Below are 12709 nucleotides of genomic sequence, written 5' to 3' on the forward strand. Positions count from 1 at the left end.
GCCGCTGAATCGATTACGGCTCGGGCTTGCGGTCGTACTGATCGCTGAGGACGCTAAGCCCGCTCAGTGCGGCTCGATCGCAACAACCCGATGCGGCGGTGCAGCGCTCGACGGCAAACAAGCCGGGCCTACTGGTTCGAAAGTCTTGTACGTCAGGATGAATTCCTGATGACCGAGCATTTCCGATTTCGACGCCGCACCGAGCGACACCGCCACCGTTTGCTCGAACACCTCGCGGCCGACGTCGTCGAGCGTGCCGCGGCCTTCGAGAATGCGCCCTGCATCGACGTCCATATCGCCGGCGAGATTGCGGTAGGTCGCGGGATTCGCGCACACCTTGATGACCGGCGAAATCGCCGAGCCGACAACCGATCCGCGTCCGGTCGTGAACAGAATCACATGCGCGCCGCATGCGATCAGCTCGCCGATTTCCGCGTTGTCGCTGATGTTCGGAAAGCCAAAGCGCGGTTCGCCGTCAGGGACGACGTCGAGAAGATAGAGGCCACCGGTCGGCGGAACGTCGCCGGGTTTGATAATGCCGACAATCGGCGACGCGCCGCTTTTCGCATACGCGCCCAACGATTTCTCTTCCTGCGTGGTGAGGCCGCCGTCCGCATTGCCGACGGCAAAACTGCCATGCCCAAGAATCGAGTAGTACCGCGCCGCCTTCGCCACGCACGCGACAATTTCATCCCCGAGTTCCGGTCTCGCGGCACGCGTTTTCATATGAAACTCGCAGCCCACCAGCTCGCCGGTTTCTTCGAAGATGCAGGTCGCGCCCGCATCGATCAGATGATCGAACGCACGGCCCACGGCCGGGTTTGCGGTGATGCCGCTGGTTCCGTCAGAGCCGCCGCAAATCGTGCCGATCACCAGTTCGCTCAGCGCCATCGGCACTTTCTTCTGCGCGGCAAGTTGCTTGCGTGCGTCGCGAATCCAGTCGACGCCGTATTGAATCGTGCTGCGTGTGCCGCCTTTTTCCTGGATCGTCAGGACTTCGACGGGACGGCCGCTCGCGCGCACCACGTCTACAAGATAATGCTTGTTCATGCTCTCGCACCCGAGCGACACGAACAGCACCGCGCCTACGTTGGGATGCGTGGTGAGGCGCTCGAGCATCTTTTCGGCGTACCCATTCGGATAGCAACCGGGAAAGCCGATCAGATGCACGGGCGGCTCGCGCTCGGCGGAAGGATCGTCGAACGCGTCGAGCGGTTCGCGGAACTGCGTGACGATCTCGCGCGCGACGTGATGCGCGCACTCGACCAGATACGCCACCGCAACCACATTGCGGATGCCCTTGCGGCCATCCTTGCGCGGATAGCCCTGCAACAAGGGCTGATGCTGCGCGGCGGCGGATGCTACGGAAGTGTCAGTCATGATCATTCCAGCGCGGCGCAAGGCCACGTCAATGTGCTCAATTCAGTGATGGACGAACTCGTGGCCCGCGTCGTGCGTATACGTGGGCAGGTAATCGCTTTCGAGGTTGTGCGTATGCAGATGCGCACCGCGCGCCACCGCCTCGGTCACGTGACCGATCACTGCGCCGTAACGCAGCACCTTGTCGTCTTTCGCAAGTTCATGGCGCGCGACCTTGTGACCGAGATCGATGGTTTTGGTGAGCGTCACGCGCTCGCCTTCGATCTCGACTTGCGTGCCCGCATCGAGACGCGCCGCCGCGATCAGGCAGTTATCCGCGGGGCTGAGCAGGATCAAGCGTGGATCGGTTTGCAATGTTTGGGCCGTTTGCGGGGTCTGCGTTTTGCTGCTGGTCAAGTGCGTTCTCCGTGATGCGTGTGCATTAGTTCTGGCCTTCGCCGCTGGCGAGCCGTGCCACCATCAGCGAGCCGAGGATGATCGCGCCGTAGATCGCCTGAATCCAGAACGACGGCACCTGGGCCAGCGTCAGCAGGTTCTGCACGACGCCGAGCAGCAACACGCCGGTGAGCGCACCGAGCATCGAGCCCTTGCCGCCGTCGAGCGAAATGCCGCCAATCACCGCCGCCGCGAACACCGTGAAAATCATGCCGTTACCCTGGTTTGCGTTGATCGCGCCAACATAGCCAGTCACGATCAGACCGCCCACCGAGGCAAGCATACTGCCGAGTACGAATACGCCCCACGTAATGCGCTCCACGCGAATCCCAGCTGCGCGCGCCGCTTCCGGATTACCGCCGATCGCGTACAACGCGCGACCCAGGCGGTGATAGCGCAGCACGAACGCAGCGATGGCAAACGCTGCCGCCGCAAGCCATACCGACAACGGCAAACCGAGCACGATCGTGGTGGCGAGCGAGAAGAACGACGGCGGCATATCGAACAGCGTGCCGCCTTTGGTCGCACCGACCAGCATGCCGCGCAGCACGATCAGCATCGCCAGCGTAACGATGAAGGCGTTCAATCGCAAACGCACCACCAGGAAACCGTTGACGAAGCCAATCACCGCGCCAACCACGAGGATAGCCAGCAAACCCGCCGCCGCCGGCCATTGCAACCCGAAGCCCGCGGACGCCGCCGGCATCACCAGCATCGCGCCGATAGCCGGCGCAATGCCCACCGTCGATTCGAGCGACAGATCGAACTTGCCGGTCAACACGATCAGCGATTCGGCGAGCACAACCAATGCCAATGCCGCGGACGCCCCCAGCACGCTGATCAGATTTGCCTTCGTCAGAAAGCTCGGGCTGACAAACGCGCCGATCACGAGCAGCAACGCAAGCGCGGGCAGCAAGGCCAGCTCGCGCAGCCGGGCGAGTTCGCTGCGGGCACGTTTTCCGCTTGAGGCCGCCGCGATCGGCTGCGGCTGTGCTTGAGCTTGCGCGGTGCCGAATGCAGGGCTGGGCACACTATTCTTCATGAAGACTGACTCCTTCAACGGATGCGATCAGGTCGTGGTCTTGCCAACCCGCGGGAAATTCGGCCGCGACACGGCCACGGAACATGACCAGCACACGGTCACAGGTACGCAGATCGTCGAGTTCGCCGGACACGACCAGCACGGCCTTGCCCTCCTCTCGCACGCGATCCACCACTGACAGCAACGCTTCTTTCGATTTCACATCGACGCCTGCCGTAGGGTCGATCAATACAAGCACGTTCGGATCGGTGGCGAGTGCGCGGGCCATGACGACCTTCTGCTGATTGCCGCCCGAGAGCCCTGACACGACATGCTCGGGGCCTTGCGCGACGATGCCGAGCGCGTCGATCATCTTCTGACCGAAGGCGTTCTTCTTCGCCGGCGGCGCAATGCCGAATTTGCCGAGCAGGCGCGCGATCGTCATCGAGGCGTTTTCGGCAACCGATTGCGTCAGCACCAGGCCTTCGTGATGGCGATCCTTCGGCACGCAGCCGATGCCGTGAGCCAGCGCAGCGGGTACATCACCGCGTGGCAGCGTCGTGCCATCCACGCTGATCGAGCCGCGCCTGGCCGCACGCAAACCGGCAATCGCTTCGGCCACGCTGGTGCGGCCGCTGCTCGTTGCGCCGGTCAGCCCGACCACTTCGCCGCGCTTCACCGTGAACGACACACCTTCGTAATCGGAACCCACAAGATCTTTGACTTCCAGCGCAATGGCTGTATCCGCAGGCAACGCAGCGCGCGCCGCCGCATCGGCGACGGCCAGGCCGCCACGCTCGCCAGTCATCGCTTCAATCAATTGCTCGCGCGGCAACGCGGAAACCGGCGCGCTGACGATATGCCGCGCGTCACGCAGCACCGTCACCGCCTGGCAGATTTCATAGACCTCTTGCAGATGATGAGAAATAAAGAGGAACGTCACGCCTTCGCGCTGCAACTCGCTGATGCGGCGGAACAGGCGCTTGATTTCGTCGCCGTCGAGCTGCGCGGTAGGTTCGTCGAGAATGATGAAGCGCGCGCCGTACGACAGCGCCCGCGCAATCTCCACAAGTTGCCGTGCTTCCACGCTCAGATCACCGGCGCGCGCATCTTCGCGTACGTCGATCTTCCAGTGATCGAGCAACTCACGTGCATCGCGGCGCATGGCGCGCCAATCGATCACGCCCCCTCGTGACGGCTGCCGGTTGATGAACAGATTCTCCGCGACGCTCAGATCGCGAATGATCGTCGAATGCTGATAAACGCAGGCCACACGCTCGCGCCACGCATCACGGTCCGCGATCGACGGCGCGGCCGCGCCGCCAAAACGCACCTCGCCGGTATCGGGCTTGCGCAGGCCGGTGAGGATCGACACCAGCGTCGATTTGCCCGCACCGTTACGCCCGACGAGCGCATGCGACTCGCCAGGCATCACGCGGATGCTCACGTCTTTCAGCGCGGCCGTGGAGCCGAAGCGTTTGGTGACCTCAAACGCTTCGACGACCGGCACGGAGGGCGTCGGCTCGCTCATTTAACGGTATTGCCCCACAAGGCTTTGTCGTCAACATTCGCCTTCGTGACGAGCGGTGCGGGCAATTGATCTTCGAGAATGCCCGGCGCCAGCTGGACGATGTTGCTGCCGTGATCCGTCGGGCCCGGCTTGAAGGTCTGTCCGGCCAACGCGGCCTTGATGTAGAAGAGACCGTATTTCGCGTAGGAATCGGCAGGCTGCGAAATGGTGGCGTCGATATCACCACGACGGATGGCCTCGAACTCCTGCGGAATGCCGTCGTTACTGACAATCACGACGTGCTTCGCATCGCCGGCCGGAAACAGCATCTGCTTGCGGCGCAGCGTTTGCAGCGTGGGCGACAGATAGACGCCGCCGGCCTGCATGTAGATTGCCTTCACGTCAGGATTCGCGGTGAGCAGACTGTCGAGCGCGGTAGCCGCGACGTCACCCTTCCAACTTGCCGGAATCTCCAGCAGCGACAAACCCGGGAAGCCCTTCAGACACGAGCGGAACGCTTCGGAGCGGTCGCGTCCGTTCACCGACGCCAGGTCGCCCATGATCTGCACAACCTTGCCCGACTTCACGTGCTCGCCGATGTACTTGCACGCTTTCTCGCCGTAGGCGTGGTTGTCGGCGCGCACCACCATCGCCACCTTGCCTTGCGTCGGCGCGACGTCGACGGCGACCACCGGCACGTTTTTCGCCGATGCCGCATCGAGCGCGCGACTGATCGCCGCCGAATCCAGCGGGCCGACCACGATGCCTTTCGCACCGAGGTTCAGCAGGTTGTTCATGTCGGTGATCTGCTGGGCCGGATCGCCGTTCGAATTGACCGGCGCGAGGATATCGATGCCCATGTCCTTCGCGTACTTGGGCAGATAGTTGTTGTACGACTGCCAGAACGGCGACGTGAGAAGCGGCAGACCGAGGCCGACCTTGCCGGCGTCAGCGGCGTGTGCCGCACCACTGACGGCGAAGCTGGCGACGCAAGCTGCCGCCGCAATGGCGAACAACGAACTCTGGAACAAACGGCGAGCCGGGTGCGGCCCTTTCGCGAACGACATGGTTGTCTCCTGCTAATGCATGCGTTGTGGGAACTGCGTGAACCCGCCATGCGAGTGGTGGGCACTTGATCCTGCGCTTTCTTATGAAGTATTGGTGTGCGTTCATTCACCAATGAACGTATTATTCATATACGGACTTTTCGAAGTCAAGCGATGTGCACTGCATCATGCCTCGGTGTTTCCCCTGGCGCGTGCCACCTCGCACGAGATTCCCCACGCACTTACACTCACGCGCCAGATAATGAGAACAACACACGGAACCTCGCTCACCATGGACGCAGACGACAAAGACGACGCCGACCGTTACCGCGCCCCCGCGTTGGACAAGGGCCTCGACATCCTGGAACTGCTCGCCGAGCAGAAAGAAGGGCTGACGCGCGCCGAAATCACCAAGCGGCTGGGACGCAACGCGAGCGAGATGTACCGGATGCTGGAGCGACTGGTCGCACGGCAGTACGTGGTGCGCTCGGCGGCGGGCGACCGCTATTCGCTGAGCCTGAAGCTGTATGCGCTCGCGCATCGTCATCCGCCGATGAACCGCCTGATCTCCGAAGCGCTGCCGCTGATGCAGCGTTTTGCCGATGCCGCGGAGCAATCGTGTCACCTCGTGGTGTACGACCGCGGCAATCTGCTGGTGATCGCGCAAGTGGACGGACCGGGCACGTGGGGCATGTCGGTGCGGCTCGGCTCGCGGGTCGGCCTGATCGATACGGGTTCGGGCCGCGTGATGCTCGCGTTTCAAAGCGTCGAGCAACGCGACCAGATGCTGGCCGAACACACCAAGGTGAAAGGCGAAGTCACGATCGATCGCGAGGCCCTGGAACAAGCGTGCGAGCGGATTCGCGCGGCGGGTTTTTCGCAGAAGGACAGTCAGCAGACCTTCGGTGTCACGGACGTCACGTTTCCGATCCAGGGACCGTCCGGTCAGGCGATCGCGGTGCTCACGTGTCCGTACCTGCGGCGCATCGACGAATACGTCGCGCCGACGCTGGAGGCGGCAACGGCGCTGCTGCGTGAAACGGTGCAGGCGCTCTCGATGTTTCGGGAAGAGGCTGTTTAATGCACATGGTTTAGAATGGCGACCCTTTCAAAAATCACGCCGCAGAGGTCTCCTCATGCGCGCTCAACGATCAAGCAATGGCGAAACTTCTGACCGATTCCGAATTCCAGCGTTTTTCCGAACTTCAGCAGAAGCAGTCGAGCTTCACGATCACGCCCGAAGAAGCCGACGAACTGCGCGACATCGTCGCTCATGCGCAAAAGCGCCGTGACGACCGCGCTGCAGCGATGCACAGCATCGAGACCTTCATTCAGCAATTCGACATCAGCCCGGACGAGCTGTTTTCGGCCGAGCAGATCGGCGACGCCGCGCGCACCTTCGGCCTGATTCCGGCTGCGAAGAAAGAGCGCGTATTGCCGCCGCAGTTCACGTTCAACGGCAAGCCGTATCAATGGACGGCGCGTCCGCTGCCGGACGACATCCGCGTGCCGCTGTTCGACGCCTTCAAGGCGGGTGAATCGGTGAAGTCGTTCATCGCGACGCTGAAGGACGCGAACCGTTGCGCCGCGACCATCGCGCGCCTGGAACGCGAAACCGGCGCTGTGTACGCTGAAGCGCTGCTGGAAGAGTTGTCCGTGACCCGCACGCAGGTCGACGAAGCCGCGGCGAAGCTGCCGGCTTAAAGGCTGAAGTCACAACGCCCGGGTCGCGAATCGCCGCGGCCTGGCGTCATAGTCATCGCGGGCGGTCTTGTGTCTGAGAGCTTCGGCAAGCGCCGTCCCCGCCAACTTAAGCTTGCGCCGGTTCATCCAGCGCCATCCTGAAGCCGACCACGCCGGGATCTTCCGTCGGCGTGATGGTGAAGCCGCAGGACCTGGCTAGCGCGATCATCGGCGCGTTCTCCCGCAACGCCTCGCCGACCAGCCAGTGGATGCCACGTGCCCGCGCGTACTTGATGATCCGATCCATCAGCAATTGTCCAAGGCGCCGGCCTTTCTGGTCGGAGCGCACCGCGGCGGCGAACTCGGCTGTCTCGTTGTCGGGATCGGCGACAGCGCGGACGACGCCGAGTGTGCGTGTGAAACCGTCTTCGCTGGTGACCGTCGCGATCAGCGCCATTTCGCGGTCGTAGTCGATCTGCGTCATGCGCGCGAGCTGCGAATGATCGAAGCTGCCGACCGCGCCGAAAAACCGCAAACGTAAATCTTCCGGCGTCATCGCTTCGACGAAATCGTGATGCGCGGCTTCGTCTTCCGGACGGATCGGCCGGATCGTCACACGCAGGCCCTGCCAGTCGAGCGTCTCTTCGAAGCGGCGCGGATAGGGCACGATCGCAAGCCGGCTGCGCTTCGCCGCCAGGCTGAGGGTCGGCTCGACTACCACCACGTGGTCCTTGAACACCCGCAGCGTCAGCGAGAGGCCGACGATCTCCTTGACGTCGCAGACCGCCTGCGAAAGCGCCGTCAACGCGGTTAATGCCGGCTCGGGATCGATCAGGCGCGCGTAGCGCGAGTGCGTGACCATGTCGCGCGCGAGCATCGGATTGAGTGGCGGCAAGCCGTAGACGCGCAGCGGATCGGACACGCCATCCGTCGACGGCGCGGTGAAGCGGAAAACGGGGCCGAAGTTGTCGTCGTCGTGAAGTTCGACGGCGAGGGCGACAACCGGCTTGCGCGACTGTGCGGCAACCAGTTCCTCGCAATCTGCTTGTGCCGGCGCTGCGGCGGATTGCTGCGCGGCTTGTTGGGATAGCACTTGCGTCGATCCTTGCGTAGCGCCTTGCGCTAATGCTTCTTTCGTCGTCGGGTCGCCCCCTTGCGTTTCAACGCTCAGCCCAAAACGCTCAAGAAACTGGGCCGCTTCCGCCCCGGTTAGTTGGTGCTCACCTGCTGCAAGCGCGGCGCGGGCCTGCGCCTGAGCGGCGTCGATTGCTTCGGGTATCTGCGCCGGCAAACCTTCCGGCGTCTGCATCAGCAACTCGCGGCCCATCCGGTAGTCGACCAGACGCGCAAAGGCGCGCGCCAATCGCTGCGGCGTCGTATGGACCGGAATGCCTTGCGCATGCAGGGCATCACGCGTGGCCGCGTCCACGCCGCCGAAAAAGCATGCGAGAAGCCCACGATAGGCGAAGCGCTGATTCGCGATCAATGCCTGCGCGACCTCACCGACCGGCGCGCCATGCGTCGACGCGTGGACCACGAAGGCCGTGCCCGTGCTGCGATGCTCGGCGAGCAGTTTGAGCGCGGTGCCGAAATGCTCGGGGCGCGCATCGTCGCCGAGTCGTAGCGGATTGCCCGCCACCGCGTGCGGCAGCGCTTCGCTTAGCGCCGCGTCCGCTTCGGCGGGCCACGGCGCGAGCGTGTCCCCGGCGGCGGCAAAGGCGTCGCAGGCGAGCGTGGCGAGACCGCTGTCGCTGGTGATCAGCGTCGCGGTCGCGCCTGCCGCCACCCGGCCCACGCCGAGCGTTTCGATTTCATCGAGCAGATCGTCGAGCGAATCGACGCGCACCATGCCCGCGCGGCGGAATGCAGCGGTGTACAGCGCGTCGGCCGGATCGGCGCGGCCTGAGCGTAGTGCCAGTACCGGTTTGTTGCGCGCCGCGGCGCGAGCCGCCGACATGAATTTACGCGCGGCGCGCACCGTATCCAACTCCAGGAGGATCGCGCGCGTGCCGGGATCACTCGCCAGATAGTCGAGCACGTCGCCGGCGTCCACGTCGGCTTCGCCACCCAGCGCCACGGCGTGCGAAAAGCCAAGGCCGCGCGCATGCGCCCAACCGAGCACGGCATTCGTCAGTGCATTCGATTGCGACACCCATGCCACGCCACCCGCCTTCACCGTGCACGACGGCGCACCGAAATGCGCGTGGAACGCCGGCGACACCACCCCGAGACTGCCCGGCCCGACGATGCGCAGCAAATGCGGCCGCGCCGCCGAGAGCGCATGCCGGAGATGCACGCGGTCCTCATCGCTCCGCACCTCGCCGACGATGATCGCCGCGCGCGTGCCCAACCCGCCGAGCTTGTGGATGATGCCGGGCCACGTATCGGGCGGCGTGCAGATCAGCGCGACGGTAGGCGCTTGCGGCAAATCGCCGACATCGCCGATGACCTTGCGGCCGCCGAGCGTCTCGTATTTCGGATTGACCGGCCAGACAGGGCCCTCGAAGCCGCCTTCCAGCACACGCGCCCACACCATTGCGCCGGTGCTGCCCGGTCGCTCGGAGGCGCCGATCACGGCGACGGATTTAGGGCGGAACAGGGCGTCTAGGTTGCGAACGGTCACGGGCGCTCCAGCGGAGTGTGAAGTAGGCACAGCGGCCAGGTGGCGCGCGTCTTCGTCAGGATAGGCGAAGTCGAGAGCTTGCGCGGCGGCGGTTCTGAAAACGCGGCGTGATGTGGACGAAATCCCATTGATCCGCACCAACGCACGCCAGAATTTTTTTAGCGCGATCAGGCAAAATATCAAGCCTGAATGCGACAATCCTAGGGATGCCCGACCAGCCCGTTTGCCTTTGAAACGTGCGGGCTGATTGATGGCGGCATGGCGCGTCGGAGACAACGCGCGGCACGAACATGGATTCCGCGAGCAGGCACGCGACAACCGTCACCGCCCGCTCCGGACGAACAAAGAGACAGAAGGTGATTTATGCGGCGCTTGCCATCACTGATCGCGTTGCGCTTCTTTGAAGAAACAGCCCGGCACATGAGCTTTAACCGCGCGGCCACTGCGCTATGCGTCACCCAAGGCGCGGTGAGCCGGCAGATCAAACTGCTCGAGGAATCGCTCGGCGCGAAGCTGTTTGAGCGCGATCACAAGGGTATCCGGCTGACGCCGGCCGGGCTGCAGTTCCTGCCTTGCCTCTCCGAGGCCTTCGACACCATCGAACGCGGCTTCCGTCAGATCACCGCAGCCAAAGGGCGGCGGCGTCTCGTCGTCGCCGTGCCGCCCACCTTTGCGACGCAATGGTTCTCGCCGCGGCTCGGTTCCTTGGGAGACGAATTGCCCGATGTCGAACTGTCCGTTCGCACGTCGCCCACGGAAGACTGTCACTGCGTCATCCGCTTCGGCCGAAACGCACTGGCGGGTGCGCATTCCGAATTGCTGATGATGGAGCGCCACGTACTGGTCGGCGCACCGGGTCTGCTCAGCGAATCACTCGACATGCTGCTCGAACATTTGCCCGCGCTGCACGTCCTGCATAACGACGCCCGCCTGGACCTATGGCCGAACTGGCTGGCGAAAGCGGGCCTGCCCGCACGCTACGCGGAAAACGGCATCGAGTTTTCTACGCTGGAGCAGGCGATCCGCGCCGCGCGTAAAGGCGCGGGGCTGGCGGTGGTCGATCGGAACATGATCGTCGAGGAACTGGCGGACGGGAGTCTCGCGCGGTTTTCCGATGCTGAAGTAGCCGGGCCGTATGGCTATTGGCTCGACGTGGCGCAACACCATGCGTCGCTTGAACATGTGCAAGCGTTTGCCGGGTGGATGCGGGAAGAGGTTTTGAAGATGGAGTGAGGCGGTGCGGCTGCTCTGCATTGCGAACGGCAAAGTAAGAGCGAAAAAAAAGCCGCGTTTTTTCGACGCGGCTTTTTTTATTCGTCTAACGACGCAAGCACCGAGCGATCGCGGCCGGATGACGTTACATCGCCTTCTTGAACGGCGCGCCTGAATGCTCGCGCAATTCGTTGAACACGATCTTCGGCCACGCCTTCTGCGCGACTTCGATCTCCGACACGTGCGAGGCCAGATACGTCGGCGCATCCGATGCATCGAGCGCGATCCGCGCCGCGTACGAATCCGTAAAACGGCGCAATTCGGCCGGATCGTCACACGTCACCCAACGCGACATGCGATAGCGCGCCGGCGCCATCCGCACATCGACCTTGTATTCCGTCGACAAGCGGTGCGACACCACCTCAAACTGCAGTTGACCGACCGCGCCGAGAATCATCAGACCGCCGACTTCAGGACGGAACACCTGAATCGCGCCTTCCTCGCCGAGTTGCTTCAGCGCTTCGCCGAGTTGCTTGGCGCGCATCGGATCGACCACTTCGACCGTCTGGAAAATTTCCGGCGCGAAGAACGGCAAGCCGACGAACTGCAACAGCTCGCCTTCGGTCAGCGTATCGCCGAGGCTCAACGTGCCGTGATTCGGGATACCGATGATGTCGCCCGGATACGCCTCGCTTACCGTCTCACGACGCTGCGACAGGAACGTCACCACGTTATTCGCGCGGAAGGTCTTGTTCGTGCGCGTCACCTTAACCGCCATGCCGCGCTCGAAGTGCCCCGAACACACGCGAATGAACGCCACGCGGTCACGGTGCGCGAGATCCATGTTCGCCTGCACCTTGAAGACGACGCCGGTGAACTTCGGCTCGTCCGGCATCACCGGACGTTGCACGGTCATGCGCATCGACGGCGGCGGCGCCAGATCGACCAGCGCGTCGAGAATTTCCTTCACGCCGAAGTTATTGATCGCCGAGCCGAACAGCACTGGGGATTGCTGACCTGCGAGGAACTGCTCGCGATCGAAATCAGGCGACGCGCCGGTGATCAGATCAATCTCTTCTTTCGCCTTGACCCAGCTATGGCCGAAGCGGCGTTCGCCTTCTTCGTCGCTGAGCGCTTGCAACGTTTCGACCGCCCCGCCCGCCTTATCCTGCCCGGCGCGGAACAGGCGCACCTGGTCATGCTGAATGTCATAGACGCCCTGGAAGTCCTTGCCCATGCCGATCGGCCATGTGAACGGCACGGCGGCGACGCCGAGATGCTGCTCGATTTCATCGAGCAGTTCGAGCGGCTCGCGCACTTCGCGGTCGAGCTTGTTGATGAAGGTGACGATCGGCGTCTTGCGGCTGCGGCAGACTTCGAGCAGTTTCAGCGTTTGCGCTTCGACGCCGTTCGCGCCGTCGATCACCATCACGGCAGCGTCAACCGCCGTCAGCACGCGATAGGTATCTTCGGAGAAGTCTTCGTGGCCCGGGGTGTCGAGCAGATTGATGACGGCGTCACCGTACTCGAACTGCATGACCGAACTGGCGACGGAAATGCCGCGCTGCTTTTCGATCTCCATCCAGTCCGAGGTCGCGTAGCGATTGCTCTTGCGGCCCTTCACGGTACCGGCGATCTGAATCGCGCCCGAGAACAGCAGCAGCTTTTCAGTGAGCGTGGTTTTGCCCGCGTCCGGGTGGGAAATAACCGCGAACGTGCGGCGGCGTTTGAGTTCGGAGACTGACATCGGGTCTGGCGGTCACGGATAGGGGTTCGGGCGGTGTCCCGAAGCTTGTGGC

The 12709-nt window shown here is 63.4% G+C and carries 10 protein-coding genes; 3 read left to right on the forward strand and 7 right to left on the reverse strand.

What is annotated here, in order from left to right:
- Positions 1-63: 63 nt before the first annotated feature.
- The 5 genes from M0D66_RS25120 to M0D66_RS25140 are packed head-to-tail and all read right to left on the reverse strand — an operon-like array spanning position 64 to position 5413.
- A complete protein-coding gene (locus tag M0D66_RS25120) occupies positions 64-1380 on the reverse strand; it encodes a UxaA family hydrolase (protein ID WP_266211840.1) in 1317 nt (438 codons plus the stop codon).
- Between the two features lie 42 nt (positions 1381-1422).
- Positions 1423-1776, reverse strand: a complete 354-nt coding sequence (locus M0D66_RS25125) for a UxaA family hydrolase (RefSeq protein WP_234486463.1) — start codon at positions 1774-1776, stop codon at positions 1423-1425.
- 25 nt (positions 1777-1801) lie between these two features.
- A complete protein-coding gene (locus M0D66_RS25130; RefSeq protein WP_154557991.1) occupies positions 1802-2857 on the reverse strand; it encodes an ABC transporter permease in 1056 nt (351 codons plus the stop codon).
- Entirely contained in the window at positions 2847-4367 is a 1521-nt protein-coding gene (locus M0D66_RS25135; RefSeq protein WP_266211841.1) for a sugar ABC transporter ATP-binding protein, read from the reverse strand. Before M0D66_RS25135 ends, M0D66_RS25130 begins: the two co-directional genes overlap by 11 nt.
- On the reverse strand, positions 4364-5413 hold the full coding sequence (locus M0D66_RS25140; RefSeq protein ID WP_244869701.1) for a sugar ABC transporter substrate-binding protein: 1050 nt from the start codon (positions 5411-5413) through the stop codon (positions 4364-4366). Before M0D66_RS25140 ends, M0D66_RS25135 begins: the two co-directional genes overlap by 4 nt.
- Before the next feature lie 271 nt (positions 5414-5684).
- Here M0D66_RS25140 and M0D66_RS25145 point away from each other — a divergent pair, with 271 nt between their 5' ends.
- The gene (locus M0D66_RS25145; RefSeq protein ID WP_093634394.1) at positions 5685-6473 is read left to right on the forward strand and encodes an IclR family transcriptional regulator; all 789 of its coding nucleotides are present in this window, start codon (positions 5685-5687) and stop codon (positions 6471-6473) included.
- Between the two features lie 77 nt (positions 6474-6550).
- Positions 6551-7096: a hypothetical protein gene (locus M0D66_RS25150; protein ID WP_054034758.1), complete on the forward strand. Its 546-nt coding sequence runs from the start codon at positions 6551-6553 to the stop codon at positions 7094-7096.
- A 106-nt stretch (positions 7097-7202) separates the two neighbouring features.
- Here M0D66_RS25150 and M0D66_RS25155 read toward each other — a convergent pair whose 3' ends face one another.
- Positions 7203-9698: a GNAT family N-acetyltransferase gene (locus M0D66_RS25155; RefSeq protein WP_211705694.1), complete on the reverse strand. Its 2496-nt coding sequence runs from the start codon at positions 9696-9698 to the stop codon at positions 7203-7205.
- A 363-nt stretch (positions 9699-10061) separates the two neighbouring features.
- Between M0D66_RS25155 and M0D66_RS25160 the strand changes: the two genes are divergently transcribed.
- Entirely contained in the window at positions 10062-10931 is an 870-nt protein-coding gene (locus M0D66_RS25160; RefSeq protein ID WP_211705695.1) for a LysR substrate-binding domain-containing protein, read from the forward strand.
- Between the two features lie 124 nt (positions 10932-11055).
- Here the strand turns inward: M0D66_RS25160 and M0D66_RS25165 are convergent, their stop codons facing one another.
- Positions 11056-12657 carry a peptide chain release factor 3 gene (locus M0D66_RS25165; protein WP_211699830.1) on the reverse strand — a complete coding sequence of 534 codons (1602 nt, stop codon included), beginning with the start codon at positions 12655-12657 and terminating at the stop codon, positions 11056-11058.
- Between the last annotated feature and the right edge of the window lie 52 nt (positions 12658-12709).

The organism is Paraburkholderia sp. SECH2 (assembly GCF_030464795.1).
GTDB classification, from domain to species: domain Bacteria; phylum Pseudomonadota; class Gammaproteobacteria; order Burkholderiales; family Burkholderiaceae; genus Paraburkholderia; species Paraburkholderia aspalathi.

Excerpts from the sequence above, each read along its gene's own strand:
- M0D66_RS25150 (WP_054034758.1), top strand. The coding sequence starts at position 6,551 with ATGGCGAAACTTCTGACCGATTCCGAATTCCAGCGTTTTTCCGAACTT.
- M0D66_RS25135 (WP_266211841.1), bottom strand. The coding sequence starts at position 4,367 with ATGAGCGAGCCGACGCCCTCCGTGCCGGTCGTCGAAGCGTTTGAGGTC.
- M0D66_RS25130 (WP_154557991.1), bottom strand. The coding sequence starts at position 2,857 with ATGAAGAATAGTGTGCCCAGCCCTGCATTCGGCACCGCGCAAGCTCAA.
- M0D66_RS25145 (WP_093634394.1), top strand. The coding sequence starts at position 5,685 with ATGGACGCAGACGACAAAGACGACGCCGACCGTTACCGCGCCCCCGCG.
- M0D66_RS25160 (WP_211705695.1), top strand. The coding sequence starts at position 10,062 with ATGCGGCGCTTGCCATCACTGATCGCGTTGCGCTTCTTTGAAGAAACA.
- M0D66_RS25165 (WP_211699830.1), bottom strand. The coding sequence starts at position 12,657 with ATGTCAGTCTCCGAACTCAAACGCCGCCGCACGTTCGCGGTTATTTCC.
- M0D66_RS25120 (WP_266211840.1), bottom strand. The coding sequence starts at position 1,380 with ATGACTGACACTTCCGTAGCATCCGCCGCCGCGCAGCATCAGCCCTTG.
- M0D66_RS25140 (WP_244869701.1), bottom strand. The coding sequence starts at position 5,413 with ATGTCGTTCGCGAAAGGGCCGCACCCGGCTCGCCGTTTGTTCCAGAGT.